We start from the raw sequence: 26,505 nt of genomic DNA on the forward strand, positions 1-26,505 counted from the left end.
GATCTCTACCTTGCGCCTAGCACGGACAGGGCCGCGACATAGCGAGTGGCAGGGGGAAACACAAGCGGCAGCGGCTCGATGGGTCGCGCAAGAGTGATACGGACCGCTGGTTCACTCGCGGCGCAAGCGGCACTTTGTTCCCGCCCATGCGTTTCAGCGGATATGCAAATCGGGAGAACGAGATGTCGAACATACCCATGGAAAACACCGGCCCGATCCTGCCCGACACCGAAGCGGAAGAACTCGCGGCGAAGCACGGCATCAGCGTGGAGGAAGCCAAGCGCCACATCCAGGACAACGGGCACGATAACGCCAGCAAGGATGGCGCGGCAGAAGCCGCCAAACTCGGCAAGACCAGTTGATATACGCTGTCAAACGCGGTGAACCCTTCCGGATCGCCGCGTTTGGCCATGCGTTGTTGGTCTTGACGCGCGCCTGGGCAGCCAGCGATTACTCTCGGTCCAGCACGCCCGGCCGCAGCGCCATCGATCCAGATCGAACGCGATTCTGAACACGACACGAGAAGATTGGAGCGGGTAGAGGGAATCGAACCCTCGTATTCAGCTTGGAAGGCTGCTGCTCTACCATTGAGCTATACCCGCGCCGGGTGGGTGAATGGTGGAGGGAGTTGGATTTGAACCAACGTAGGCTAAGCCAACGGATTTACAGTCCGTCCCCTTTAACCACTCGGGCATCCCTCCAGGTCACCCTGCGCCCTTTCGGAGCGCGGAAAGCTGCGGGAAGTCCCGTTCGCTTCGAGCGGCGTTATGGCGACAGGGCGTTCCCATGTCAACATGCTGATACCAGCCGAATGACGGGAGTTTCGTGCCGCCGCTTTGCGGCGAACGCGATCTCCGATACATCCCCCTCATGACCGATCATCCCAAAAGCCACACCCCGAAGGACTCGCATTATGCGCGGCTGCGCCGAGCGCATCGCGATCAGGCGGGGGGCGCCGCGCCGCAAGCAACGCGGCCGCAGAAACCGCAGCACGCGGGCAAGCCGACACCCGCCGATCGAGTGCGGCTCTACGGCATCCACACGGTGCAGGCGGCCCTCGCCAATCCGCGCCGCCGTCTGATGCAACTTCACGTGACGCGCAACGCGCTGAACCGGCTGGAACTCGACGAGGCGTCTCCGCCCTGCCCGATCGAGATCGTCGAACCCCGTTTTCTCGACCAGGAACTCGGCTCCGACGCCGTCCATCAGGGCGTGCTTTTGGAGACGGCGCCGCTGCAGGCGGCGCGCCTGACTGATCTGGCGGAAACGGATCTCGTGCTCGTCCTCGATCAGGTGACCGACCCGCATAATGTCGGCGCGATCCTGCGCTCGGCGGTGGCCTTCGGCGCGGGCGCCGTCGTCACGACGTCGCGCCATTCGCCGCAGGAGTCGGGCGTCCTCGCGAAGTCCGCGTCTGGAGCGCTGGAACTCATCGCCTATGTGCAGGTGACGAACCTCGCAGATGCACTTGAGGACCTGAAGGCGCGCGGCTTTCGCACGATCGGCCTTGATTCGGCGGGTGAGGCTGAACTGGAACCGGCGCTCGACGGCGGCAGGCTGGCACTCGTGCTGGGTTCCGAGGGCAAGGGTCTCCGGCAGAAGACGCGCGATACGGTGGATGTGCTCGCGCGGCTCGAGGTGCCCGGGGCCATACGCTCCCTCAACGTCTCGAACGCCGCGGCGGTATCGCTCTACGCCGCACGCCGACACCTCGCGAAATGACGGCCTAGCCGCTATCCGTCTCGCTCCGACGAGCGATCGCCATCGCGTACACCTCGGCAAGTGATGAGAACACCGGTGCGGTATCGCATCTCGGTGCCGACGCGGTCAGGCGGGTCCGCATCCGGTCGAGAAGCAGCAACTCGAATCGAAGCTCGCGCGACAGGCGGGCGACCTTGGCGACCTGCCGCTCGATCCGCACCTCCGTCATTTCGCGTTGCCGCTTCATGCGTCGTCGCCCTTCCCGTCGGGTCCTTCGGCGCAAGGCCAGAAATCTCTGGCCTTGCCAGCATTTGCTGTCATAGGCCACATGGGCGTAGCAAGCCCGCCTTGGAGGGCATGTCCTGCGATCCGATCAAGGGAGGGGTGATGGGATTTCTTCTGACCTTCAGCCGAGCCGTCGATAAGCTCAGCGCCGGTTTTGCCGTGATTGCGGACTACCTTGTGCTGATCGCAGTCCTGATCAGCGCCGGCAACGCGCTTCTTCGCTACACGCTGAACATGAGTTCCAACGGATTGCTGGAAATCCAATGGTACATGTTCGCCGGAATGGTCCTCCTCGGCGCATCCTATACGCTTCGTCTCAACGAACACGTTCGGGTCGACCTGATCTATTCCGTACTGAGCACCAGAGCGCGACTCCTGGTCGACATATTCGGCTTCATCGTGCTGTTCCTGCCCGTCATCGGCTATCTCTTCTCGCTGACCCTTCCGTTCTTCTGGCGCTCGTTCGTCAGTGGCGAGGTTTCGATGAACGCGGGCGGCCTGATCCTATGGCCTGCGAAGGCGACGCTGCCCCTCGGCTTCGGCCTTCTGTTCCTCCAGGGCCTGTCCGAACTCATCAAGCGGTTCGCGGCGCTGGCAGGCCTCATCACGATCGAAACGAAGTACGAAAAACCGTTGCAGTAAGCGGTACGGCGGGGGAAATCGCGAATGTTTGAATACGGGCCGATGCCGCCGCTGATGTTCGGCGGGATGATCGTCTTTCTCATCATGGGTTTTCCGGTCGCCTTCTCCCTGGCGGCTGTCGGACTCCTGTTCGGCGCGCTCGGCGTCTACTTCGAGCACTTCAGTCCGGCGCTGCTCAACGCGCTGCCGCTGCGCTTCTACGGCGTGATTTCCAACGATCTCCTGCTGGCTATTCCGTTCTTCACCTTCATGGGCGCCATCCTGGAGCGTTGCGGGCTCGCGGAGGATCTTCTGGAGGGCTCCGGCCAGCTCTTCGGGCCGACGCCCGGCGGTCTCGCCTACGCGGTCATCCTGGTCGGCGCGGTGCTCGGCGCGATCACGGGAACGGTGGCCGCTTCCGTCATTGCCATGGGGGTGGTCTCGCTGCCCGTCATGATGCGTTACGGCTACGACATGCGTCTGGCGACGGGCGTCATCGCCGCGTCGGGCACGATCACGCAGGTCATCCCGCCGTCGCTCGTCCTGATCATCCTCGCCGACCAGCTCGGCCGTTCGGTCGGCGACATGTATGCCGGCGCGATCGGGCCTTCGCTCCTGCAGATCCTTCTGTTCCTCGGCTTCATCTTCGTGATGTCGAAGCTGCAGCCGCACAAGATGCCGCCGCTGCCGCCTGAAGCCCGCACCAAGAGTGGCCGGGAACTCTGGTGGCAGGTGGCCAAGGGCATGGTGCCCTCGCTGGCGCTGATCTTTCTCGTTCTCGGCACCATGTTCCTCGGCCTCGCCACCCCGACGGAAGCGGGCGCCATGGGATCGGTCGGTGCGATCCTGCTGGCCGCCCTGCATCGGCGCCTGAGCTGGACCCTGACCCGTCAGGCGATGGCGACGACGATGCGCCTGACCGCAATGGTGGTGTTCATCCTGATCGGCTCCACCGTGTTCAGCCTGGTGTTCCAGGGCATGGATGGCGGGCACTGGATCCAGTACCTCCTGTCCCACATCCCGGGCGGAGTGGTCGGCTTCCTGCTCTTCGTCAACATCTTCATTTTCTTCGTCGCGTTCTTCCTCGATTTCTTCGAGATCGCCTTCATCATCGTGCCGCTGCTGGCGCCGGCCGCGCATGCGCTGGGCATCGATCTCGTATGGTTCGGCGTCCTTCTCTGCGTGAACATGCAGACGGCGTTCATGCACCCCCCGTTCGGCTTCGCGCTCTTCTACCTGCGCGGTATCGCGCCGGCCAACGTGAAGAGTTCGGACATCTACCTCGGTGCGATTCCCTGGCTCGGCCTCCAGCTGATCCTCGTCGCCATCCTGATCCTGTGGCCGCAGTCCGTGACCTATTTCCTCAAGGAAGAGCGAGTGGTCGACCCCTCGACCATTCAGCTCAACGTCCCGATGCCGGGCTCGGCCGCCCCGACCTCGGGCGTGAGCGCGCCCCCCTCCTTCGGGATGCCGGCCGCCCCCTCGTTCGGCGCCCCGCCGGCGCCCAGCTTCGGCGCCCCCCCTCCTCCGAGCTTCGGCGCGCCGCCGGCCCCCGCCTCGCCGGCACCGCCAAGCTTCGGCGCGACGACTCCGCAGCAATAGCGACAGCAAAAGGCCGGCGGATCGCTCCGCCGGCCTTCTTCTTACGATGGTTCGTGGTGTCTACTTACCGGCGGCCTGCTGCGTATAGACGTAGGTGTCGTAGGAGTATTCCGCGACGCGGAACCACTCGTAACTCTCCGTCCTGAACTTGGACCAGGGATCGTAGATCGCCTTCCATTTCGGATTGCTCTCGGACAACGAAGCATACAGCTTCATCGCCGAATCGAAGGATGCATCCAGAATGTCGCGCGGCAGCGGGCGCAGCTGCACCCCCTTGCCGACCAGCGAACGGATGGCCTGCATGTTCTTCGCGTCGTAGAGCGCCAGCATGTTGATGTTGGCGGCTTTGGCCGCCGTGTCCAGCGCCGCCTTGTAGGGCGCCGGAAGCTCGTCGTACTTCGCCTTGTTGAACAGGAAGTGGATCGTCAGCCCGCCTTCCCAGAACGCCGGATAGTAGTAGTACGGCGCCACCTGATAGAAGCCGAGTTTCTCGTCGTCGTAGGGTCCGATCCATTCCGTCGCGTCGATCGTGCCCCGCTCCAGCGCCGGGTAGATGTCGCCGCCGGCAAGCTGCTGCGGAACGACGCCGAGCGGCTCGAGGACGCGGCCCGCAAGGCCCGCGATGCGCATCTTGAGGCCCTGCAGGTCCGCGACGGAGTTGATCTCCCGCCGAAACCAGCCGCCCATCTGGACGCCCGTGTTGCCGCCCGGAAGTCCCTTGACGTTGTAGCCCGACAGGAACTCGTCGAACGCCTCGTTGCCGCCGCCATGGTAGAGCCAGGCGTTCTGCTGGCGGGCGTTCAGGCCGAAGGGGATCGTTGCCCCGATCGCGAAGGTCGGATCCTTTCCGACGTAGTAGTAGCAAGCGGTGTGCGCCGCCTCGACCGTCCCGTCCTGCACGGCGTCGAGCGCCTGCAGACCGGGCACGAGTTCGCCGGCGGGGAACACGTCGATCGTGAACTTGCCGCCGGTGATCTCCGAGATCGCCGTGGAGAGCGTCTTGGCGCCGCCGAAGATCGTGTCGAGCGTGTTGGGAAAGCTCGACGTGAGCCGCCAGCGAATGCTCGGCATCTCCTGCGCTATGGCAGGTGCCGCAAGCACCGTACTGGCCGCCGCGCCGCCTGTGACGGCGCCTGCCTTCAAAATGAACTTCCTGCGATCCACGCGATCCCCTCCCATTCGCCTCAAAGCGAAACACGAGCATAGGAAACCACGCGGACATCGGGCGCAAGCGACCGCGGCCGCAAACGAAAAGGCCGGCTCGCAGGGAACCGGCCTTCCACCATCACATGATCTTGAACGTCAGCGGCCCGCGGCCTGCTGGCTGTAGTTGTACGTATCGTTGGTGTACTCGGCGACCCGGAACCACTCGTAGACCTGGGTCCGGAACTGGCTCCAAGGATCGTACATCGCCTTCCACTTCGGATTGGAAGCCGAGAGCTTGGCGTAGAGATCCTGCGAGGAAGCCAAGGCCGCGTCGAGCACGTCTCGCGGCAGCGGGCGAAGCTGCACGCCCTTGCCGACCAACGAGCGGATCGCGCGCATGTTCTTCACGTCGTAGTCGGCGAGCATGCGCGTGTTGCAGACCGCCGCCGCGTTCTCGAGCGCCGCCTTGTAGGCGTCCGGCAGCTCGTCGAACTTCTCCTGGTTGAAGATGTAATGCACTGTCGGACCCGCCTCCCAGAAGGCCGGGTAATAGTAGTACGGCGCGACCTGGTAGAAGCCGAGCTTCTCGTCGTCGTAGGGTCCGACGAACTCGGTCGCGTCCAGGGTCCCGCGCTCCAAGGCAGGATAGACGTCGCCGCCCGCGAGCTGCTGCGCCACGACGCCAAGCGGCGCGAGAACCTGCCCCGCGATGCCCGCGATGCGCATCTTCAGGCCCTTGAGGTCGTTCAGCGAGTTGATTTCCTTGCGGAACCAGCCGCCCATCTGGGTTCCGGTGTTCCCGCCAGGATGAGCGACGACACCGTATGGCGTCAGGAAGTCGTTGATGGCTTCGTTGCCACCGCCGTTATAGAGCCAGGCGTTCTGCTGGCGCGCGTTCAGGCCGAAGGGAATCGAGCTGCCGATCGCGAAGGTCGGATCCTTTCCGACGTAGTAGTAGAGAACGGTATGGGCCGCCTCGACCGTCCCGTCCTGCGTCGCATCGAGCGCCTGCAGCCCAGGGACCAGTTCGCCAGCCGGGAACACATCGATCGTGAACTTGCCGTCGGTGAGCTTGGAGACGATGTCGGAGAACAGGCGCGAGGAGCCGAACAGGGTGTCGAGCGTGTTCGGGAAGCTCGACGTCATCCGCCAGCGCATCGTCGGTGCGCTCTGTGCCAGAGCGGGAGACGCAAGCCCGGCGCCCACGACGCTGCCACCAGCGACGACCCCGGCCTGACGAATGAATTGACGACGATCCATCGGGTTCCTCCCACAGTTCTCACCCGAACCCTATGCCTCGAAATTGCCGGCCGCGAAAGCATCGCGCAATGCTTTTATAGGCCGCCGTCACCCCACCCGGAGCCAACCGAAAAATGCGGATGCGAGCGGGTCCGTCGTGTGCTAGATCGGCACCCGGGCCGGCTTAGCTCAGCGGTAGAGCAGCGGTTTTGTAAACCGAAGGTCGGGGGTTCAATCCCCTCAGCCGGCACCATCGCGATGTTCCCGTCATTCGCCTCAGCCCTTCGCCTTTTCGCCGACGAACGCTCCCTAGGGTTCAGCGCAGCAGCGTCTCCACGCTCACCCCGAAGTAGGCGGCGAGAGCTCTCAAGGATTTAGGGGGCACGGAAAGTCGCCCTCCTTCGATCGCAGACACCAATGCGGGCGGCACCTTTGCCCCGTCCGCGACGTCTTCGATCGTCTTTCCATCGGTGACACGCAGGCGTGCGAGATTGTCGGCTAGAGGCATTCCGTTTCCCGACTAGGGTGATCGTTCCAGCCGATCTCTAGGGCGAGCGTCCCGGCGCGTATAGCCCCGGCTGCAGCGCGCAAGACGCCTCAGCGCGACGGACCGCGCAGGCTTTCCGTGATCGACTTGAGGAGCCCGTCGTATGGCTCACGAAGCGCTGTGGGATAGCGGACGGAAACGGAATGGGTCAGTGCGCCACGGAAGATGTAGCGTTCGTAGAAGATCCGACCGTCAGCCAGAAATCCGGACACGACCGCCCAGTTCTGCCCGGTCTTCTGGTAGGTGACCTGGTCGAGCCCCTTACGCCACTGCACGAGCTCGCGAGGGGTCGACCAGTCCCCGTTCTCGATCGCATACACGACGAGTTCGGCCCCCTCGTCCGAGCGCCAGACCTGTCCTTCGGGGGACGGTGGGTCGATGCGCGGGAACGCGCGCGCCGGAAAGGTGGCGGAGGTCCCATATGTCGGATTGGTGTAGGTGTAGGCGTTGGCAGGAGAGGACGCGAAAAGGCTCGCGGCGATGAAGAGGGTGCCGAGGCTCGGGAACGCGCGGGCCGCGTTGCGTGAAAGCAGTGTGGTCATCGTCGTCTCCACCTTCGGGTTTCTGCAAACCTGGCCTCATGGCGGGCGGACCCGAACCCACGAATTCGGATGTCGCCTCCGCCGCGCTGCCGAAACGAGCAACGCGCTTCGATCGGTAGACCGGAAGCCGAAGCCTTGATGCAAAAAGCAGGCGTCGGAACGCGTCTCGCTGCCTCATCTGGCATCGTCATCCTCCGGCGGGTCGCTCACCTCGCTTTCGACACTGACGGATAGTCGCTGGTAGACGCCGAGGCCGACGAGAAGCAGGACGCCCACGAACAGCAGCAGCGTCGGATAGAGCATCAGCGGCATCGCCTCCTTGCCCGCCTGGAACACCGTCACGACAGCCTCCAGAAGGACGGCGATGACGATGGTCGAGATGAACTTGGTCAGGCTACGCCGCGCCTCGCCGGCGCTGCGCATTTCCCGACCGCGGATCGCCTCTTCCTCCAGTAGATACTTGCCGACGTCGAAGACTGCGATGGCGATGACGGTGAAGCCCACAGCCTCAAGAAGCGACGATCCGACATCGAGGTCGGCCGCGTTGTAGCTCTTCCAGACGCCGTCGACGGCGTAGACGATCAGCCCGCAGGCCAGCAGCATCAATATGAGGCTGGCGAGCCCAAAGGCCGCCCGGGTGAAGAGATCGAACGCGCGCATGCCACCGGACCAGAAAATACCGTCGTCCGCAATCTGCGCCCGATAAGGCGAACGGCAAGGGCGGGCCGGCGTCAAGCGCCTACCCGCCGTTGGGCCTTACTCCTTCACCGCGCCGGTCATCGACGACACGTAGTAGTCGACGAAGAACGAGTAGAGGATCACGACCGGCAACGACCCGATCAACGCGCCTGCCATCAGCGAGCCCCATTCGTAGACGTCGCCGCGTACGAGCTCGGTCAGCACGCCGACCGGCACCGTCTTGTTCTCCGAGGACTGGATGAAGGTCAGCGCGTAGATGAACTCGTTCCAGGCCAGCGTGAAGGCGAAGATGCCGGCCGAGATCAGCCCCGGAACCGCCAGCGGCAGCACGACCTTCGTCAGGATCTGCCAGCGCGAGGCGCCGTCCACCAGCGCGCTCTCCTCCAGCTCGAAGGGGATCGAGCGGAAGTAGCCCATCAGGAGCCAGGTGCAGAACGGGATGAGGAAGGTCGGGTAGGTCAGGATCAGCGCCAGCCGCGAGTCGAACATCCCGAGTTGAAACACGATGAAGGCCAGCGGAATGAAGAGGATCGACGGCGGGATGAGGTAGGCAAGGAACACCATTAGGCCCGTGGCCCGCGCGCCGGTGAACCGCACCCGCTCGATCGCGTAGGCCGCGAAGACCGAAGCCGCGAGCGCGATCACCGTGGAGCACACCGCGACGATCACCGTGTTCCAGAGCCAGCCGGGATAGGAGGTTTCCCAGAGCAGGTACTTGATGTGGTCGAGCGTCGGCCCGACCACCCAGAACGGGCTGTAGACCGAGTAGTTGGTCAGCTGGTCGTTCGGCTTCACCGCCGTGATCGCCATCCAGTAGAACGGGAAGAGCAGCACGAAGATGAAGACGGCGAGCGGCAGGTAGATCACGAGGATCTTGCGCGCCAGCGTATCGTGGTGGGACATGCCGACGACGTCGTCGGTAAGGTGCCCGGCGGTTTCGGTGGTGTTGGCGGTCATTGCTGGTCTCCTCAATCCGTTCCGCCCTGCTGCCACTTGCGGCGCTGAAGGCCGAAGAAGCTGAACAGGATCGCCGCCAGCAGGAACGGCACCATGGCGACCGCGATAGCCGCGCCTTCACCGAGCGCACCGCCGGGAATGCCGCGCTGGAACGACAGCGTCGCCATCAGGTGCGTCGCGTTCACCGGGCCGCCCTTGGTCAGGACGTAGATCAGCTGGAAGTCGGTGAAGGTGAACAGCACCGAGAAGGTCATCACCACGGCGATGATGGGGGTGAGCAGCGGCAGCGTGATGCGCCGGAAGCGCTGCCACGACGTCGCGCCGTCGAGCGCGGCCGCCTCGTGCAGCGAGACGGGGATGGTCTGGAGACCGGCGAGGAGCGAGATTGCGACGAAAGGGATGCCGCGCCAGACGTTGGCGGCGATCACCGAGAGCCGCGCGTTGGTGGCGTCGCCGAGGAAGTTGATCGGCGCATCGATCACGCCCCACTGCATCAGTACCCAGGAGATGATCGAGAACTGCGAATCGAAGATCCACCAGAAGGCGAGCGCCGACAGGACCGTCGGCACGACCCACGGCAGGAGGATGATCGCACGGAAGAAGGTCTTGAAGGGCAGGCTCTCGTTCAGGATGATCGCGAGCCAGAGGCCCAGGGCGAACTTCAGGATCGAGGCCACGGCCGTGTAGACGACCGTGTTGAAGACCGAGAGCCAGAAGACCTTGTCTTCCATCAGGTACTGGTAGTTCTCCAGCCCGATGAAGATGCCGGGCCGCCCGATCCGCGTATCGGTAAAGCCGAGCCACACGCCGAGACCCAGCGGATAGGTCAGGAAGCAGAGCAGGAAGACGGCCGCCGGCAGCATGAACAGGAAGCCGAGCCCGTTCCGACTTTGCGACAGGCGTTCGAAAAAGGACGGTTTGGGCGGCAGTTCGCCCGCCGTGAGGCTGGACATGGCAAATCCCGATCGCGCGAGGGTGCAGGAGCCGCGTCCGCCGGCATGGCGGACGCGGCGACGGGTCGGGCCTAGACGCGGTAGTAGCGGTTGGCGCGACGCTCGGCGTTCTTGATCGCGTCTTCCGGCGAGGACTGGCCGGTCACGGCTTCGGCATACATGTCGACCAGCACGTAGTCGGCCATGACGCCGGCCGATGCCGCGCCGAGCGGTCCTGCATAGCCGTTCGGCCGCAGGCTCGCCGAGGCCTTGGCATAGGCCGCATGGATCGGGTTCGAAGTCCAGACCGGGTTGCTCTCGTACGCCTTCAGCGGCTGGCAGCAGTAGGCGCTGGCGCCCTGGATCCAGGCGTTCATGTTGTCCGGCTGGTACAGGAACTGGAGGTAGGCCTTGGCGGCTTCCGGGAACTTCGTGTGCTTGAAGATCGAGATCGTGGACGCCTGGTGCAGCTCCACCGACTGGCCGACGGGGCCGATCGGCAGGTTCACCGAGCGCATGTCGTCGGCGATCTCCTTCATCGCCGGATCCTTCAGCGCGGCGTAGTAGACCGACACGCCGTTCGCCGTCAGCGACACCTGGCCGGCGAGGAAGGCGCGGTTGTTGTTGACGTCCTGCCAGCTCTCGGTGCCTGGGATGAAGGTCTTGTAGAGCTCCATTGCATACTTGACGGACTCGAGCGTCTCCGGGCTGTTGATGGTGACGGTGCCGTTCTCGTCGACCATCCGGCCGCCGTGGCTCCAGAGCAGCCAGTGGGCGTAGTTGTTGCCGTCGCCGACAGCCTTGCCGTGCGGGAAGCCGGCCGGCGTGCCCTTGGCCTTCAGCGCCTTGCAAAGCTCGAGGAAGCCGGCGGTGTCCTTCGGAAATTCCTGGAAGCCGGCCGCCTTCATGTGGCTGTCGCGGTAGACCACGGCGTTGCCGATGGCGCACAGCGGCAGGGCGATGAAGCTGTCGCCGCGCCGCGCGTAGGATTCGAGGCCTGGATACCAGCCGCCGTTCGCCGCGCCGATCGAGGTGCCGAGATCGGTCACGTCGACGAGCTTGTCCGGATACTGCTGCGGGTCGTCGAACCAGCTCATCACCATGTCGGGGCCCGAGCCGACATTGGCGGCGACGGCCGCCTTCGGACGCACGTCCTCCCAGCTTTCCTTGTCGACGCGCACCTGGACGCCGGTCGCGTCCGTGAACTTCTTGGTGTTGGCGAGGAACGCCTCCTCCTCGGCCGGCACGAACGGCACCCAGCGCAGGAGGCGCAGCGACGCTCCGGCCTCCGGGGTGAAGGTCGGCGCGGCGCCTTGCGCGAAGGCCGGGCCCATGCCGAAGCGGCCGCCCAGCGCGGCGCCGGCGACGATGCCGGCGGTGCCGGCGAGAATCTGTCTACGATTGATCACGGTGTTCCTCCTCAAGGTCGGGGCATTTTATGGTTTCGCGCTGGTCGTGCCCCGTTGCCGCCGCGCCGATACGCCGAACGCTAGAGCCGCTGGCCCGTGGCGGCGTCGAACAGGTGGACCGCTTCCGGATCGATCGAGACGTTGAGCATCTCGCCGGGCCGCAGCGTCACCCGCTCGCGGAAGACGCAGGTCACGGACGTCTTGCCGAGTTCGCCGAGCACCTGGCTTTCGAAGCCGGTCGGCTCGATCACCACGACCTTGATCGCGATCGGGCCGCCGAGGCTGATCGCCTCCGGCCGCACGCCGTAGACGAGGTCCCGCCCCCGCGCCGCCACATGCCGCCCGCTGACCGGCAGCACGACGCCGTCGGAGGTGACGAAGCGGGTCGGGTCGTTCGCGTCGAGACGGCCATGCAGCATGTTCATCGCCGGCGAGCCGATGAAACCGGCCACGAAGAGATTGTTCGGGCGGTCGTAGAGCTCCAGCGGCGCGCCGATCTGCTCGACGACGCCGTCGTGCATGACCACGATCTTGTCGGCCATGGTCATGGCCTCGATCTGGTCGTGCGTCACGTAGACCGTCGTCGTGGTCAGCCGCTGGTGGAGGTTCTTGATCTCCGTGCGCATCGACACGCGCAGCTTGGCGTCGAGGTTTGACAGGGGTTCGTCGAACAGGAAGACCTGCGGATCGCGCACGATGGCGCGCCCCATGGCCACGCGCTGGCGCTGGCCGCCCGAAAGCTGGCGCGGGTAGCGGTCGAGGAGGTGGCTGAGCCCGAGGATCTCGGCCGCCGGCTTCACGCGGCTCTCGATCTCGGTGCGCGATGCGTTCTTCAGCGCCAGCGAGAAGGCCATGTTGTCGGCCACCGTCATGTGCGGGTAGAGCGCGTAGTTCTGGAACACCATGGCGATGTCCCGATCCTTCGGCGGCACGTCGTTGACGACGCGGCTGCCGATGCGGATCTGCCCGCTCGTCACGTGTTCCAGCCCGGCCAACATGCGCAGGAGCGTGGACTTGCCGCAGCCCGACGGGCCGACCAGGATCACGAACTCGCCGTCCTCGATCTGGATGTCCACGCCCTTGATGACGGGGTGCGAGCCGAACGACTTGCGAAGGTCGACGATATCGACTGACGCCATGATGTTTCCTCCCGAAGGCCGGGGCCCGGGCGCGGCTTGTTCCGCCGCTTCGCCCGGGGCCGGGACCCTGATTGTTCCGTTTCGGGCGGGAAACCGCCCGTCGATGTCGTCGGCCCGACCGGGCCGCCCTGGTCTCAGCCGCGCCCGACGAAGGGCATCTTGGTCGCCATGATCGTCATAGTCAGAACGTTCGCCTCGAGCGGCAGCGCCGCCATATGCACCACGGCAGCGCCGACATGCGCAGGGTCCATGGTCGGCTCGGAGGCGATCCGCCCGTCGGCCTGCATCACGCCGGCCGACATGGCGGCGGTCATGTCGCTGGCGGCGTTGCCAATATCGATCTGGCCGCACGCGATGTCGTACTTGCGCCCGTCGAGGGCGGTGGACTTCGTCAGCCCGGCGATCGCATGCTTGGTGGCCGTGTAGGGCGCCGAGTTCGGCCGCGGCGTGGTGGCGGAGATCGAACCGTTGTTGATGATGCGCCCGCCGCGCGGCTCCTGCGCCTTCATCAGCCTGAACGCGGCCTGCGTGCAGAGGAACGCGCCGGTGAGGTTGGCCGACACGACGTTGCTCCACTGCTCGAAGCTGAGATCTTCCAGCGGGATCGCGGGAGCCACGGAGCCGGCATTGTTGACGAGGAGGTCCAGCCGCCCGAACCGCTCGCGGATCCCCTCGAAGAGAGCCGCCACCGACGCGGGATCGCCGATGTCGGCTACCATCGCGACGGTGCCCTGCCCCAGTTCGTTCGCCGTCGTTTCCAGCACCTCCTGTCGGCGCCCGCAGATCACCACCGTCCAGCCCGCGGACGCCAGAGCCTTCGAGATCGCCTTGCCGACTCCAGTTCCGCCGCCCGTCACGAGGGCGATCCGGCTTAGTTCTTCCGTCATGTCCGGACGCTCCCACCGAGCTCATCCTCGATATGCGCGCGCACGATCTCCTCGAAGGAGTCCTCGACCGTGAAACCGAGATCGCGCGCCCGCTTCGCCTCGATGTCCGGCGCCCAGCCATCGACGATGCGGATGATCGTCTCGTCCGGCACGCGCTTGACCAGCGCCAAGGCGCCCTCGCCCGCAACTGCCCGCAGCGCCTCGAGTTCGTCGGCGACGGTTGCCGAGAGGCCGGGCATGTTAAGGTTGCGGCGCGGGCCGATCCGTGAGGTGTCCATGGTCGCGGCGTGCAGGAAGAAGCCCACGGCCGCACGTGGACTGGCGAAGTAGTGGCGCACCGTGTCAGCCACCGGCAGTACGGCTTCCTTGCCCGACATCGGCTCGCGCAGGATGTTGGAGAAGAAGCCGGACGCTGCCTTGTTGGGCGCGCCGGGCCGCACGCAGATCGTGGGCAGCCGGAGGCCCACGCCGTCGAGGAAACCGCGCCGCGTGTAGTCGGCCAGAAGCAGTTCGCCGATCGCCTTTTGCGTGCCGTAGCTTGTCAGCGGCGTCAGGGCGAAATCCTCGGGCACACGATCAGCGAAGGGTGCCCCGAAGACCGCGATGGACGAGGCGAAGACGACCCGTGGCGTGTAGCCGGAGCGGGCGTGCTCGTGCCGGATCGCCTCGAACAGATCGCGCGTCCCGTCGAGATTGATCGTATAGCCCTTGTCGAAGTCCGCCTCGGCCTCGCCCGAGACGATGGCGGCAAGGTGGAACACGACGTCCGGCCGTTCGGCGATCAGCGGTTCGGTTGCCTTGGCAGCCGAAACGTCGATCGCCTGCGTCTTGACGTCGGCGATCCCGCCCGTGGGCCCCTTCGGCTCCACGACGTCCACCAGAACAAGGCGTTCCACGGCCTTGCCCCCGAGCGCACCGTCCCCGGCGATCCGCTCCGCGAGCTTCCGCCCGATCATCCCGGCCGCGCCGATGATGAGCACCTTCATGCGTCGTCTCCCTCCCAGTGTCGTCGGCCCCGCCTCCTCGCGGCGACCGACGCCTAGCCCGTAAGCCGGGACTTTTCTCCCATTGCGGCGACAGGTGGCAGGCCCATCACGCGCAGCGTCGTCTCGTAGATCCTCTGGATGTGCACGTCGAACGCGCGCACCGTCGCCTCGCGGTCACGCCCCTCGAGCGCCCGCACGATCTCCGCATGGTCGGCATGGCTGCGCGCGATCGCGCCCGGTTCAGACACCGCCCGATGCCGCTGCTGCATCATGTAGCCGAACAGGTCGCCGACGAATTCCGCGAGGACGGGATTGGCGCAGCGGCGGTAGATCGCCAGGTGAAACTCGCGATCCATCACGAGGAAGCGCACCGGATCCTCCAGCGCGCTTGCCTGCATCGCCAGCGACTGGCGCAGGAAGCGCAACGTTTCGTCGTCGATCCGCTCGGCAGCGTCGCCCACCACCACGCGCTCGTTGAGCAGCCGCGCCGCATGCACGTCGTCCAGCCCGTAGCTGTTGATGAGACGCGCCTCTCGCGAGCGCCGGAACTCGGGGCCTACATCTTCGGAACGCACCCGAGTCCGTGCCCCGTGCAACACTGCCAGCAGCCCCTTCGCCGCCAGGATCTGCACCCCGCCGCGCACCGACTCCCGGCTCACCTGCAAGGCCGCGGCGAGATCGCGCTCGCTCGGCAGATCGTCGCCGACCTGGAAAATGCCGGAGGCGATCAGCATCGCGATCTTCTCGGCCACCACGTCCCGAACGTTCCGCCGCACGATCGCCTCGCGCAGTTCAGGAGCGTTCTCCAGGACGAATTCCGATAATGACATTGAGCCCCCCGCCCACTGGCACGGCCAGCGGACCAGTTGAGCCTTTCAGTCGCGTAATTGTCTGTCAATTGGCCGAGCGTGCTGCATCGCGATACTCGGGGTTGTGTGGAAGCGTCCGAATTCGGCGAAGCCCTTGCGATCGTTCACCCAAGCCGTCATTGGGAAGGCCATCGTTTCGGCGGAGGAGACCTCCGCACCGCAGACCATCGGAAAGGGCGTGCCATGAGCGCCGCAACGGACATCGCAGCGTCCGCCTCGAAAGGCGATTCGGATAACCCGAAGGGGTTCGCCGCCCGACGGACGTTTGCGATCATCTCGCACCCCGACGCCGGCAAGACGACGCTGACGGAAAAGCTGTTGCTTGCGGGCGGCGCGATCAACATGGCGGGCGCCGTCAAGGCGCGCGGCGAGAACCGGCGCGCACGCTCCGACTGGATGGAGATCGAGCAGTCGCGCGGCATCTCCGTCACCTCCTCGGTGATGACTTTCGAGCGCGAGGGGATCACGTTCAACCTCCTCGACACGCCCGGCCACAGCGACTTTTCCGAAGACACCTACCGGACCCTGACGGCCGTCGACAGCGCCATCATGGTGGTGGACGTCGCCAAGGGCATCGAGAGCCAGACGCGCAAGCTCTTCGAGATCTGCCGCCTGCGCGACATTCCCATCATCACCTTCGCCAACAAGGTGGACCGCGAAGGTCGGAGCGCCTTCGAGGTCATGGACGAGATCGAGGAGGCACTGCAGCTTAGCGTCTCGCCGCAGGTCTGGCCGGTCGGCATGGGCTCCGACTTCCACGGCTGCTACGATCTGGCCACCGACGAGTTCCTGTATTCCTCCCTGCGCGCGGGGGGGCCCTGCGACAGTGTCAAGCAGATGACGGGCATCGAGGACCCGGCGCTGGACGCGATGGTGCCCGAGCACGTTTTGACCCGCTTCCGCGAAGAGGCCGAACTCGCGCGTGAAGGTTACGCTCCCTTCGACGCCGACGACTATCGGCAGGGACATCTGACGCCGGTCGTCTTCGGCAGCGCGCTGCGCGACTTCTCGGTCGATCAGCTGCTGCGCATCGTCTCGCGCTTCGCGCCCCCGCCGCGCTCGCAGCCTTCGGACAAGGGACCCGTCGATCCCCGCGGCAACACCGTCTCGGCCTTCGTGTTCAAGGTCCAGGCGAACATGGACCCGAACCACCGCGACCGCGTCGCCTTCGTCCGCTTCTGCTCCGGCCACTTCAAGCGCGGCATGAAGCTGAACCACGTGCGCTCGGGCAAGCCGCTGGCGGTCAACAACCCGATCTACTTCTTCGCGCAGGAGCGCGACCTCGCCGAGGAAGCCTTCGCCGGCGACGTGATCGGCATCCCGAACCACGGCACCCTGCGCGTCGGCGACACGCTGACGGAGGGCGAGACCTTCCGTTTCACCGGCCTGCCCTCGTTCGCGCCCGAGGTCATGCGTCGCGTTCGCCTTGAAGACACCATGCGGATGAAGCAGTTGCGCCGAGCTCTTGAGGATCTGGCTGAAGAAGGACTCGTCCAGGTGTTCAAGCCGATGATCGGCTCGAACTGGATCGTCGGCGTCGTCGGTCCGCTGCAGCTCGACGTCCTCGCCTCGCGCATCAAGCAGGAATACAAGACGGACATCGGCTTCGAGCCAGTGCCCTATTCCACCGCACGCTGGATCTCGTCGGCGGACGAGAAGAAGCTCAAGACCTTCATCGACGAGAACAAGATGGCGGTGGCGGAGGACCGGGACGGGCGTCCCGTCTTTCTGCCCAAGGGCGACTGGGAACTTCGCTATGCCCGGGAACGCAACCCGGACCTGCGTTTCGACGAGACGCGCGAGCTTGTTGCGACCTGACGGGGAAGGACACAGCGTTCACTGGCGGTAACGGTTGCGTTGCAGCAGAAGCGGCGCACATAAGGGATCACGTTTACAGGAGGTCCCCCATGACAGACGTCGCCGTTCTCGTCGGATCGCTGCGCCGCGATTCGATCAACCGCAAGCTGGCCGTCGCCCTGGGCAAGCTCGCCGCACCGCGCCTGAACTTCCGCATCGTCGATCTCTCCGACGTGCCGATGTACAACGACGACCTCATCCAGAATCTGCCGGAGCCGGTCGCACGCATGAAGCGGGAGATCGAGACCGCCGACGCGGTCATGTTCGTGACGCCCGAATACAACCGCTCCTTCCCGGCCGTCCTGAAGAACGCGATCGACTGGGGCACCCGCCCCTACGGCAAGAACTCGTTCAGCGCCAAGCCCGGCGGCCTCGTCGGCACCTCTCCGGGCGCGACGGGGACCGCAGCCGGACAGAACCATCTGAAGGGTGTCCTCAACGTCGTGGACGTCGTGCTTATGGGTCAGCCCGAGGTCTACCTCACCTGGAAGGCCGACGACTTCGCCGAGGACGGAACGGTCCGCAACGACCACACCCGCGAGTTTCTCCAGCGCTACATCGAACGGTTCGTGAAATGGATCGAGCGCACCTCCGAGCCGAAGACAACGGCTCAGGCCGACGCCAACGGTACGAACTGAAGGGTCGGGGCCTCCGGCTCATTCGAGGTCGGAGGCGCTGATCCGCTGGATGCCTCGACGGGCGAACTCGGCGAACGTGCGCTCCAGCGAGCCGTCGAGATCGATCCCGCGGCAGGCATCTTCCACGACGAACACGGGCCAACCGGCATCCGCCGCGTCGAAGGCCGTCCAGGCGACGCAGAAATCGGTGGCGAGGCCGCAGATGAAGACGCGCTGCGTGCCGCGCTCGCGCAGATAGCCGGCAAGACCCGTCGCGGTCGCTCGGTCTGCCTCGCGAAACCCGGAGTAGCTGTCGATCCCCGGTTGGTAGCCTTTGCGAAGGATGGCCTGGGCATGCGGCACGCGGAGACCGGGATGAAACTCTGCGCCAGCCGTGCCTTGGACGCAGTGATCGGGCCACAGCACCTGGGAACCATAGGCCACGTCGATCGCGGTGAAAGGGTCCGCGCGATGCGTGCTGGCGAAGGAAATGTGCCCCGCGGGGTGCCAGTCCTGCGTCATCGCGACGATCGCGAAGCGCGGGGCGATCTCGTTGACCACAGGAACCACAGCGTCGCCATCGGCCACCGCGAGCGATCCGCCCGGACAGAAGTCGTTCTGGACGTCCACCACGACCAGGGCGTCATGTCCCCCGATGACCTGCCGCATGCGATCGGTTCCTCTTCGCGTTTCCGGTTCCTCAGGTGTACGGGCAGCCGGGGGTCCTTGCCAAGGAACGGCGCGAGCGGCGCGTCGTTGAACGGGTGAATGGAAGGAGGCAGGACCGTGGATTCAGGACTTCTGATACCGATCGTCATGGCGACGACCCTGGCTGCGTCCGGAGCGGGGCTCGACGCGTTGCGTTGGGAAAGCCGGGTGCTCGTGATCTTCTCCTCCGCCGCTGGCGAACGAGAAGCCGCTCGGCAGCTGACCTATTTGACGGGCCGTGAACGCGATCTTGCCGAGCGTCGATTGACGGTGATCACGGTCCGAGACGACGAGGTGCGCGTGTTGTCAGGACAGGACGCGCCGGACGTCACGGCGGCCGATCTCCGTGGGAAGACCGGCGTCGGCGGCGTCGCCTTCGCCGCCGCGCTGATCGGTCTCGACGGCGGCACGAAATGGACGTCGACCGACCCGACGCCGCTCGACGACATCAACGCGGTGATCGATGCGATGCCGATGCGGCGTGCGGGAACCGATCGCTAAGACGCGGCTCAGCCCGACTTCCCGCCCTCCTTTTCCTCGAGGCGCTTCAGCTTGTCGAACTGCTTGGCGATATCCTTGCTGACGGGCTGCGGCTTCAGGTCGACCCCGGCGGACAGGCGCGCGGCAATGTGCTCGAGAACGGTGATGCGCGCGTAGCGCTTGTCGTTCGCGGGCACGACGAGCCAGGGCGCGCAGGCGGTCGACGTCCGCTCCAGCATTTCGTTCGCCGCATCCTCGTAATCCGACCAACGTTCGCGGTTTCGGAAATCCTCGTACGACAGCTTCCACCGCTTGAGCGGATCTTCCATGCGATCCTTGAACCGCTTCAGCTGCTCGTCCGGCGAAATGTAGAGGAAGACCTTGGTCATGCGCGTGCCGGAATCGGTCAGCAGCTTCTCGAAGCCGTTGATCTCGTCGTAGGCCCGCCCCCATTCGGCGGGCTTGGCGAACCCTTCGACCCGTTCGACGAGGACGCGGCCGTACCACGACCGGTCGAAGACGCAGATTTCGCCTTTGCCCGGCAGGCGCTGCCAGAACCGCGAGAGATAGTGGTGGCGCAGGTCCTCGGGCGAAGGTGCGGCAATCGGCCAGACTTTGAAGCCACGCGGGTCCATCACGGCCGCCATGCGTCGGATCGTGCCCCCCTTACCGGCCGCGTCCCAGCCCTCGAACACACAGACGGCCGCGTCGCCCGTATGGAGATAGGCCTGATGGATCTCCATGAAACGCACCTGAACCGCATTCAGCCGGGCGTCGTATTCGTCGCGGTCGATGGTCGTGCGCAAGTCGAGCCGGCCGAGCGGCCGGCGGGCGTTGCGATCGTCGCTTTCCTGATGGGCCATTCGTCACTCCCGTTGCCCGCGATCGCGCAACGTAAAGGGCGAGATCGTTGGCGACACATTGAACCACCTCGGGGCGCGTGAGGATCGGAGATCGCGATCGTGCGTTTCGACCGTGTCCCGGCTCCCGCCGCCATGAGTGTTGCGTAATATGCTTCAGTCCGTCGACCTCGACACCCGCGTCTCGGCTGCCGAGACGATCACGCCCCTGCATCCGGTCGGTGCGACCGCCATCCGCCTCTTGGATCGCAGACGCGACGATGCCCCATCGCCCCTCGTCTTCGTGGCGCAGTCGGCCCGGCGTGCCGCCGACATCGCCGCGATCCTCCGGGCCATGGAGCCGCAGAGGAAGATCGCCTATTTCCCTCCCTGGGATTGCCTCCCCTATGACGGACTGTCGCCGTCCCGCGCGGTGATGGGGCAGCGCATGGGTGTGCTTCGGTGGCTCACCGACAAGGGCAATCTGCCCGAGATCGTCGTGACGACCGCGGAAGCCCTCCTGCACCGCGTGCCCCCGCGCAGCATCTGGAAGACACTGCATCGCGAGTTCCGCGCCGGCGACGCGTTCGATGCGGACGCGATGCGGCCGTTCCTCCAGACCCTCGGCTACCTCTTCGATGATCGGGTGGACGAACCCGGCGAGGCCGCGATCCGAGGCCGCGTCGTGGATTTCTTTCCGGCCGGTGGTGAGCTGCCATGCCGGATCGAGCACGAGGACGGACGCATCACCTCGATCCGCTCGTACGATCCCCTCACCCAACGCACGATCGACGAGATCGAATGCCTCATCGTCGATCCAGCAAGCGAAGTCGTCGGGGACGAGACCGCGCCGGAACCCGTGACCGAAGCGCGCTTGGCACGCAGCCGCCGCAAGCTCGAGACCGTCTTCGATTATCTCGGCGAAACGTCCATCCTCTTGGAAGACGACGCGGACAGTCGCGCCACCGACTTCCTCGAAGCCGTGAATGCGGCTTTCGCGGAAACGCGGGACAGCGCCGACGCGAAGGCGAAGGCGACCATTCCAACACCTCAGAAGATTCTTCTGGGCGAGGCGGAATGGGCGGAAGCCATCGCCGCCCGTCTGGATGCCGTTATCGTCGATGCCGCGGACGACCGGCCCAACGCATCGGCTCATCTGCCGAACTTCGCCGCTGAACCCGCGCCCTGGTCCGCTCTTCGCGCCTTTCTCGGCGAAGGCGGCGAGCCGATGCGCCTGGTTCTTGCCGCTGGCTCGCGGCCGCTCCTGAATGAGTGGCATCGCCGCGCAAGGCGCAATCTCGGGGGTGACTGGGAACGCGCGAGCGAGTGGCAGACCGTCGACACGTCGCCCGCCGGCAGCCGCTGGTCGATGCTCCTGCCGATCGCCGAAGGGTTTGTCCTGCGCGATCTGGGCATCGTGGTCGTGACGCCGTCGGATCTCGGTGGAAGGCGCGAGACCCGTACCTCGGAGCAGGCCTCCGCCGCCTTGCTCGGACATATCGACGACTACGAGATCGGCGACGCCGTGGTGCACATCGACCATGGCGTCGGCATCCTGCGCGGGCTGGAAACGATCGAACGCGACGGGCGCACCCACGATGCCTTGCGCCTCGATTACGCCGACGACGCCTCGTTGCTCGTGCCGGTCGACGAGATCGGCGCGCTTTGGCGTTACGGAGCCGATCCCGGGGATCTGAAGCTGGACCGGCTGAAGGGCGAAGGCTGGATCAACCGGCGCAACGACCTGCTTCAACGCGTGCAGGACACGGCGCGTGGCATGGTCGACCTGATGAGCGTCCGGCGCAAGGCGAAGGCTCCTGCGTTTAAACCCGAACGCCGCACCTTCGACCGGTTCTGCACGGGCTTTCCGCATGCCCTGTCGCCCGATCAGTCCGCAGCGGTGGAGGCGGTGCTTGCGGACCTCGCCTCGGGCCGGCCGATGGATCGTCTCGTTTGCGGCGATGTCGGTTACGGCAAGACCGAGGTCGGCCTGCGTGCCGCAGCGGCCGCGATCTCGGCCGGGCGGCAGGCCGCCATCATCGCGCCGACCACCGTTCTCGCCCAACAGCACACGCGCACGGCGTCGCGCCGTTTTCGAGCGATGGGCGTCGAGGTCGCGCACTTGTCGCGCCTCACCTCGCCGGACGAAGCCAAGCGCATCAAGGCCGGGCTTGAGAGCGGCGACATTCGGCTCGTCGTCGGCACACATGCCCTGTGCGGCGACGGGATCGTCTTCGACGACCTGGCCCTCGTCGTGATCGACGAGGAGCAGAGGTTCGGAGCCAAACACAAGGCGCGGCTGAGAGAGATGGCGGACGGCGGCCATGTCCTGACCATGACGGCCACGCCGATCCCCCGTACGCTCCAGGCGAGTTTCGTCGGCCTCAACGACATCAGCGTCATCGCAACCCCACCGATCCTGCGACGACCCATCCGCACAGTGCTCCAGCCTTTCGCGGACGATGTCGTGCGCGAGGCGCTCCTTCGCGAGAAGCGGCGACAGGGGCAGAGCTTCGTTGTCTGCCCGCGGGTCGAGGACATCGAGCCGATGGCGGAGCGGTTGCAGACGCTCGTGCCCGAACTCGACGTCGCCGTCGTTCACGGGAAGCTGCCGGTCGAAAAAATCGACGAGGTCATGCTGCGCTTCGGCGATGGCGGCGGTGACGTGCTTCTGGCCACCAACATCATCGAGAGCGGGCTGGACGTGCCGGCCGCGAACACAATGATCGTCTGGCGTCCCGACCGGTTCGGCCTCGCCCAGTTGCACCAGTTGCGAGGACGGGTCGGTCGCGGTTCGCGCCGCGGCACGGCCTACCTCCTGACCGATGCCGAAACCGAACTCGCGGAGACGACGGCGCAGCGTCTGCGCACCCTCGAAAGCCTATCGGATCTTGGGGCCGGGTTCGCCATCAGCACGCGCGACCTCGATCTGCGCGGGGCCGGTGAATTGCTCGGAGAGGAACAGGCAGGCCATCTTCAGCTGGTCGGTCTCAGCCTCTACCGCCATCTCATCGAGCGCGCCCTGGCAGTCGCCGAGGGCAAGCCGGTCGCAGACGACTGGACACCCGACGTCGTTCTGGGTGCCAGCGGCTCCATTCCGGCCGACTACGTGCCGGACCCCGCAGCCCGCATCAATCTCTACACCCGGATCGATCGGCTGCGAGAGCGCTCCGCGCTCGAACTCCTGGTGGAAGAGATCGACGATCGCTTCGGCTCCATACCGGCCGAGACCAAGGTGCTCCTGAAGGTCGCCGAGCTTCGTCTGCGGTGCCGCGAGCTTGGGGTCCAGAAGCTCGCCTCCGGTCCCAAGGGTACCGCTGCCACGTTCCGCACGAAGGCGGACGCCGCGCGCTACGAGGGCGCCAAGCTACCGCTTGGGTGGAAATGGACGGACACCAAGCTCGTGACACCGAAGGGCGGCGAGACGATCGCAGAACGCTTCGTCGCCGCACGGGCGCTGCTGGATGCTATCGACCAGCCTGCAACGTAGTGGCCAAAAAAAGGGGCGGCACAGAGGCCGCCCAGTTTGGCTGGAGTATCAGGTCCATGAAAAACCCGATGCCCCTTAATTGGTCGCGGGGACCGATGGTTGCGACGAACCTTACCAAAATTTAAGTCGCGGGACATTCAGCGGTTTTCGCTCGCGGTCGCAACCAAGCTTTCGCGGCGACGTTTAGTCGGCGCCGCGCCCGTCGATCGAGGCGTGTTTCGTCGCGGCACCTTGTTTGTGGATGTAAGGAGAACGAGATGTTCCGCGAGAAGCCTTCGGCCTACGATCGGATGACCGACGCAATCGGCAATCTCGGCGAGCGGCTTTCGGACCTCGAGGCGCAGATCGTGGAGAGGATCCACCCGCGTCCCTCCAAGGCCGAGCGTCTCCGCCGCGCTGTCGAACGCGAGATGAACCGGCTCTATTCCTCCGCCGATCCGTCCTATTCGCGTTACCTGCCGAGCTTCCTCACCGGCTGGTCGCTGCCGTCCGCCGAGGACGCACGCTCGGGTCTTCATCAGGCGCGCCGTTCGCTATCCGACGGTGCGCACGAGGTCGGAGATCAGGTGTCCGGCCTGAGCCGTTACCTGCCGTCCACGTCATCCTTCCTGCCGTCCTGGGGTCACCAGGCGAGCTTCCGCTCGGGCCGCGGCTATCAGCGAAGCAAGGACTACCTGCGCGACAATCCGAACGTCTCGACGGCATTGATCGCCGGCGGCGCGATCCTGGCGATCGGCGGCGCCATCTACATCACCAAGAAGATCGCCGATCACGCCGAGGAGCCGGACTTCGACACCGTGCGCAAGGACGGTGACATCGAGATCCGCGACTACGACGCCCTCGTCGTCGCTGAAACGATCAAGACCGGATACCATGAGAAGGCCCGCCGTCGCGGCTTCGAGAGCCTCTACGACTACATTGCCTCGAACAACCGTTCGGGCAAGAAGATCGCGATGACCGTGCCGGTTCTTCAGCAGCTTTCGGAAGGCGAAGGTCGCACCAAGGGCTGGGCAATCCGCTTCATCATGCCGAAGAAGTACACGAAGGCGAGCCTGCCGACGCCGAATTCGAACGACGTCACGATCCATGAGGTGCCGGCCAAGCGCATGGTCGCGATCCGCTTCAGCGGCAACTTCACGGCGACGGCCGCCTCCAAGAAGCTGATGGCGCTGTACAACTATATCTCGGACGAAAACCTGAAGCAGAAGGGCGATCCGATCTACGCCTTCTACGACGCGCCCTGGACGCCTGGCTTCCTGAAGCGCAACGAGATCCTGATCGAGGTCGAACGGTAAGCTCCGCCCGAGGCCACGACGACGAAGGGCGTCCGCATCAGCGGGCGCCCTTTTTCTGTGCGGGAACTAGACGCGGATGACATAGGTCTTGCGAGTGGTTTCCACCACGCGCCAGGTTCCGCGAAAGCCCGGCTGGATCACCACCGCGTCGCCTGGGCGAAGTGTCCGAGCCTCGCCGTTCTCCTCCGTCAGCACGGAGTGCCCTTCGAGGATCTGGCAGAACTCCCACTCGTCGTAGGAGACGCGCCATTCCCCGGGCGTCGATTCCCATATGCCGGCATAGAGGCCTCCCTCCTGCTCATCGATGTTCCACGTTCGATGCACGGGATCGCCCGCGAGCACCTTCTCCGGAAGAGGTCGTGCCACCTCGGGCGCGACGTCGTCGGTTTGCAAGACGATGGCTTTCGACATCTGGCAAGGCTCCCTGCCGCTCCGGCTTGCGCCCTTCTAGCGACAATCCCCTGGATCAGAAAGATGCGGTAACTCGGCACCGTTTTTGCGGTATCTTGTAACCACATTTCTAAGGCACTGTTTTTGTTGGCTTTCTGTCGCGATATAGGGTTTCGATTGCCACAGCTGTGCCTTGCCGATCCGTTCTCACCTGTGTATGAACGCCGCCAAGGAGTGCGGTTCCGTCCGCGCTTTTATCGCCGCGGGTAGGTTTCTTTCCGTTCCGCGCATCGAACGACCCAAGGATAACCTCATGAAGACTTTCTCGCAGAAGTCCGAGACGGTGGAAAAGAAGTGGATCGTCATCGACGCCGAAGGGCTCGTTGTCGGTCGCCTCGCCTCCCTCGTCGCGCTTCGCCTTCGCGGCAAGCACAAGCCCTCCTTCACCCCGCATGTCGATGATGGCGACAACGTCATCATCGTGAACGCCGACAAGGTCGTGTTCACGGGCAAGAAGTACCAGGACAAGACCTACTACTGGCACACCGGCTATGCCGGCGGCATCAAGGAGCGCAAGGCGCGCGAGATCCTCGAGGGTCGCTTCCCCGAGCGCGTGCTCGAGAAGGCCGTCGAGCGCATGCTGCCCCGTGGTCCTCTCGGCCGTCGCCAGCTCAAGAACCTGCGCGTCTATGCCGGTGCCGAGCACCCGCACACCGCCCAGTCGCCGGAGGCGTTCGACGTCAAGGCGCTGAACTCCAAGAACGCGAGGGCTGCATAATGGCCGATCTCAATTCGCTGCAGGATCTTGGCGCCGCGAACGTCGCCGAGACCTCCGCTCCGGTGCATGTCCAGAAGCTCGACGCCCATGGCCGTGCCTATGCGACCGGCAAGCGCAAGGACGCGGTCGCCCGCGTCTGGGTCAAGCCGGGCTCCGGCAAGATCACGGTCAACGACAAGAACTACGTCGACTACTTCGCCCGTCCGGTTCTCCAGATGGTGCTGCAGCAGCCGATCGTCGCGGCGAGCCGCGACGGCCAGTTCGACATCGTCGTGACCGTTGCCGGTGGCGGCCTTTCGGGTCAGGCCGGCGCCGTCCGTCACGGCATCTCGCGCGCCCTCACCTACTACGAGCCGGGCCTGCGCTCGGTGCTCAAGAAGGGCGGCTTCCTGACGCGCGACTCGCGTACCGTCGAGCGCAAGAAGTACGGCCGCGCCAAGGCCCGTCGTTCGTTCCAGTTCTCGAAGCGTTAATCGCTTCCTCGTCTGGA

General features: G+C 65.3%; 27 protein-coding genes and 3 tRNA genes. 12 read left to right on the forward strand and 18 right to left on the reverse strand.

The genetic code is table 11. The annotated features are described in order from the left end of the window. Positions 1-182: 182 nt before the first annotated feature. Positions 183-362 (forward strand): hypothetical protein, encoded by a 180-nt coding sequence (locus AUL34_RS22295; RefSeq protein ID WP_156420918.1) that lies wholly within the window; start codon positions 183-185, stop codon positions 360-362. A gap of 166 nt (positions 363-528) precedes the next feature. On the opposite strand, the gene AUL34_RS13115 is transcribed toward AUL34_RS22295, so the two are convergent. Then, a tRNA-Gly gene (locus AUL34_RS13115) sits at positions 529-602 on the reverse strand. Between the two features lie 14 nt (positions 603-616). Then, positions 617-701 (reverse strand) — tRNA-Tyr (locus tag AUL34_RS13120). A gap of 169 nt (positions 702-870) precedes the next feature. Here AUL34_RS13120 and rlmB point away from each other — a divergent pair. Continuing rightward, on the forward strand, positions 871-1,722 hold the full coding sequence (gene rlmB, locus AUL34_RS13125) for a 23S rRNA (guanosine(2251)-2'-O)-methyltransferase RlmB (RefSeq protein WP_061934518.1): 852 nt from the start codon (positions 871-873) through the stop codon (positions 1,720-1,722). Between the two features lie 4 nt (positions 1,723-1,726). Here the strand turns inward: rlmB and AUL34_RS13130 are convergent, their stop codons facing one another. Further along, positions 1,727-1,948, reverse strand: coding sequence for a hypothetical protein (locus tag AUL34_RS13130; RefSeq protein ID WP_061934520.1), 222 nt, complete (start codon positions 1,946-1,948; stop codon positions 1,727-1,729). Between the two features lie 140 nt (positions 1,949-2,088). Here AUL34_RS13130 and AUL34_RS13135 point away from each other — a divergent pair, with 140 nt between their 5' ends. Both AUL34_RS13135 and AUL34_RS13140 read left to right on the forward strand, forming a co-directional pair. Next, positions 2,089-2,628, forward strand: a complete 540-nt coding sequence (locus tag AUL34_RS13135; RefSeq protein ID WP_061934705.1) for a TRAP transporter small permease subunit — start codon at positions 2,089-2,091, stop codon at positions 2,626-2,628. A 24-nt stretch (positions 2,629-2,652) separates the two neighbouring features. Then, positions 2,653-4,209: a TRAP transporter large permease subunit gene (locus AUL34_RS13140; RefSeq protein ID WP_061934522.1), complete on the forward strand. Its 1,557-nt coding sequence runs from the start codon at positions 2,653-2,655 to the stop codon at positions 4,207-4,209. 60 nt (positions 4,210-4,269) lie between these two features. Here AUL34_RS13140 and AUL34_RS13145 read toward each other — a convergent pair whose 3' ends face one another. Then, complete coding sequence (locus tag AUL34_RS13145; RefSeq protein ID WP_061934524.1) at positions 4,270-5,388, reverse strand: TRAP transporter substrate-binding protein; 1,119 nt, start codon at positions 5,386-5,388, stop codon at positions 4,270-4,272. A gap of 123 nt (positions 5,389-5,511) precedes the next feature. Next, positions 5,512-6,615, reverse strand: coding sequence for a TRAP transporter substrate-binding protein (locus tag AUL34_RS13150; protein WP_061934526.1), 1,104 nt, complete (start codon positions 6,613-6,615; stop codon positions 5,512-5,514). Positions 6,616-6,772: 157 nt separating this feature from the next. On the opposite strand from AUL34_RS13150, the gene AUL34_RS13155 reads away from it, so the two are divergent. Next, positions 6,773-6,847 (forward strand) — tRNA-Thr (locus tag AUL34_RS13155). 63 nt (positions 6,848-6,910) lie between these two features. Here the strand turns inward: AUL34_RS13155 and AUL34_RS21915 are convergent. The 10 genes from AUL34_RS21915 to AUL34_RS13200 all read right to left on the reverse strand — a co-directional run bounded on the left by AUL34_RS21915 (position 6,911) and on the right by AUL34_RS13200 (position 15,522). Beyond that, positions 6,911-7,102, reverse strand: a complete 192-nt coding sequence (locus tag AUL34_RS21915; RefSeq protein ID WP_082653362.1) for a helix-turn-helix domain-containing protein — start codon at positions 7,100-7,102, stop codon at positions 6,911-6,913. 89 nt (positions 7,103-7,191) lie between these two features. Next, positions 7,192-7,683 (reverse strand): hypothetical protein, encoded by a 492-nt coding sequence (locus AUL34_RS13160; RefSeq protein WP_244492556.1) that lies wholly within the window; start codon positions 7,681-7,683, stop codon positions 7,192-7,194. A 174-nt stretch (positions 7,684-7,857) separates the two neighbouring features. Continuing rightward, on the reverse strand, positions 7,858-8,418 hold the full coding sequence (locus tag AUL34_RS13165) for a GNAT family acetyltransferase (RefSeq protein WP_244492557.1): 561 nt from the start codon (positions 8,416-8,418) through the stop codon (positions 7,858-7,860). Positions 8,419-8,439: 21 nt separating this feature from the next. After that, positions 8,440-9,339, reverse strand: coding sequence for a carbohydrate ABC transporter permease (locus tag AUL34_RS13170; protein WP_061934530.1), 900 nt, complete (start codon positions 9,337-9,339; stop codon positions 8,440-8,442). 11 nt (positions 9,340-9,350) lie between these two features. Further along, entirely contained in the window at positions 9,351-10,292 is a 942-nt protein-coding gene (locus AUL34_RS13175) for a carbohydrate ABC transporter permease (RefSeq protein ID WP_061934532.1), read from the reverse strand. A 71-nt stretch (positions 10,293-10,363) separates the two neighbouring features. Continuing rightward, positions 10,364-11,680 (reverse strand): ABC transporter substrate-binding protein, encoded by a 1,317-nt coding sequence (locus tag AUL34_RS13180; RefSeq protein ID WP_061934534.1) that lies wholly within the window; start codon positions 11,678-11,680, stop codon positions 10,364-10,366. Positions 11,681-11,760: 80 nt separating this feature from the next. Beyond that, positions 11,761-12,819, reverse strand: coding sequence for an ABC transporter ATP-binding protein (locus tag AUL34_RS13185; RefSeq protein ID WP_061934536.1), 1,059 nt, complete (start codon positions 12,817-12,819; stop codon positions 11,761-11,763). A gap of 134 nt (positions 12,820-12,953) precedes the next feature. After that, on the reverse strand, positions 12,954-13,706 hold the full coding sequence (locus AUL34_RS13190) for an SDR family oxidoreductase (protein WP_061934538.1): 753 nt from the start codon (positions 13,704-13,706) through the stop codon (positions 12,954-12,956). After that, positions 13,703-14,692 carry a D-erythronate dehydrogenase gene (gene denD, locus AUL34_RS13195; RefSeq protein ID WP_061934540.1) on the reverse strand — a complete coding sequence of 330 codons (990 nt, stop codon included), beginning with the start codon at positions 14,690-14,692 and terminating at the stop codon, positions 13,703-13,705. Before denD ends, AUL34_RS13190 begins: the two co-directional genes overlap by 4 nt. Before the next feature lie 53 nt (positions 14,693-14,745). Beyond that, on the reverse strand, positions 14,746-15,522 hold the full coding sequence (locus tag AUL34_RS13200) for an FCD domain-containing protein (RefSeq protein ID WP_061934542.1): 777 nt from the start codon (positions 15,520-15,522) through the stop codon (positions 14,746-14,748). 222 nt (positions 15,523-15,744) lie between these two features. On the opposite strand from AUL34_RS13200, the gene AUL34_RS13205 reads away from it, so the two are divergent. Together AUL34_RS13205 and AUL34_RS13210 are read left to right on the forward strand one after the other, a co-directional pair. After that, a complete protein-coding gene (locus tag AUL34_RS13205) occupies positions 15,745-17,379 on the forward strand; it encodes a peptide chain release factor 3 (RefSeq protein ID WP_082653364.1) in 1,635 nt (544 codons plus the stop codon). Positions 17,380-17,468: 89 nt separating this feature from the next. After that, positions 17,469-18,056 carry an NADPH-dependent FMN reductase gene (locus AUL34_RS13210; RefSeq protein WP_061934544.1) on the forward strand — a complete coding sequence of 196 codons (588 nt, stop codon included), beginning with the start codon at positions 17,469-17,471 and terminating at the stop codon, positions 18,054-18,056. Between the two features lie 18 nt (positions 18,057-18,074). On the opposite strand, the gene pncA is transcribed toward AUL34_RS13210, so the two are convergent. Continuing rightward, positions 18,075-18,704 (reverse strand): bifunctional nicotinamidase/pyrazinamidase, encoded by a 630-nt coding sequence (gene pncA, locus AUL34_RS13215; protein WP_061934546.1) that lies wholly within the window; start codon positions 18,702-18,704, stop codon positions 18,075-18,077. A gap of 117 nt (positions 18,705-18,821) precedes the next feature. On the opposite strand from pncA, the gene AUL34_RS13220 reads away from it, so the two are divergent. Beyond that, on the forward strand, positions 18,822-19,244 hold the full coding sequence (locus tag AUL34_RS13220; protein WP_192845748.1) for a DUF4174 domain-containing protein: 423 nt from the start codon (positions 18,822-18,824) through the stop codon (positions 19,242-19,244). An 8-nt stretch (positions 19,245-19,252) separates the two neighbouring features. Here the strand turns inward: AUL34_RS13220 and AUL34_RS13225 are convergent, their stop codons facing one another. Beyond that, positions 19,253-20,086 carry a polyphosphate kinase 2 family protein gene (locus AUL34_RS13225; protein WP_061934551.1) on the reverse strand — a complete coding sequence of 278 codons (834 nt, stop codon included), beginning with the start codon at positions 20,084-20,086 and terminating at the stop codon, positions 19,253-19,255. 148 nt (positions 20,087-20,234) lie between these two features. On the opposite strand from AUL34_RS13225, the gene AUL34_RS13230 reads away from it, so the two are divergent. Then, positions 20,235-23,552 carry a DEAD/DEAH box helicase gene (locus AUL34_RS13230; protein ID WP_061934553.1) on the forward strand — a complete coding sequence of 1,106 codons (3,318 nt, stop codon included), beginning with the start codon at positions 20,235-20,237 and terminating at the stop codon, positions 23,550-23,552. Positions 23,553-23,809: 257 nt separating this feature from the next. After that, a complete protein-coding gene (locus AUL34_RS13235) occupies positions 23,810-24,847 on the forward strand; it encodes a heme-binding protein (protein ID WP_061934555.1) in 1,038 nt (345 codons plus the stop codon). 66 nt (positions 24,848-24,913) lie between these two features. On the opposite strand, the gene AUL34_RS13240 is transcribed toward AUL34_RS13235, so the two are convergent. Continuing rightward, complete coding sequence (locus AUL34_RS13240) at positions 24,914-25,258, reverse strand: cupin domain-containing protein (protein ID WP_061934556.1); 345 nt, start codon at positions 25,256-25,258, stop codon at positions 24,914-24,916. 292 nt (positions 25,259-25,550) lie between these two features. On the opposite strand from AUL34_RS13240, the gene rplM reads away from it, so the two are divergent. Next, entirely contained in the window at positions 25,551-26,015 is a 465-nt protein-coding gene (gene rplM, locus AUL34_RS13245) for a 50S ribosomal protein L13 (protein ID WP_061934558.1), read from the forward strand. Next, the gene (rpsI, locus tag AUL34_RS13250; protein WP_061934560.1) at positions 26,015-26,488 is read left to right on the forward strand and encodes a 30S ribosomal protein S9; all 474 of its coding nucleotides are present in this window, start codon (positions 26,015-26,017) and stop codon (positions 26,486-26,488) included. The genes rplM and rpsI overlap by 1 nt, the downstream gene beginning before the upstream one ends. Positions 26,489-26,505 lie beyond the last annotated feature (17 nt).

The organism is Aureimonas sp. AU22 (genome assembly GCF_001463745.1).
Lineage (GTDB): Bacteria > Pseudomonadota > Alphaproteobacteria > Rhizobiales > Rhizobiaceae > Aureimonas.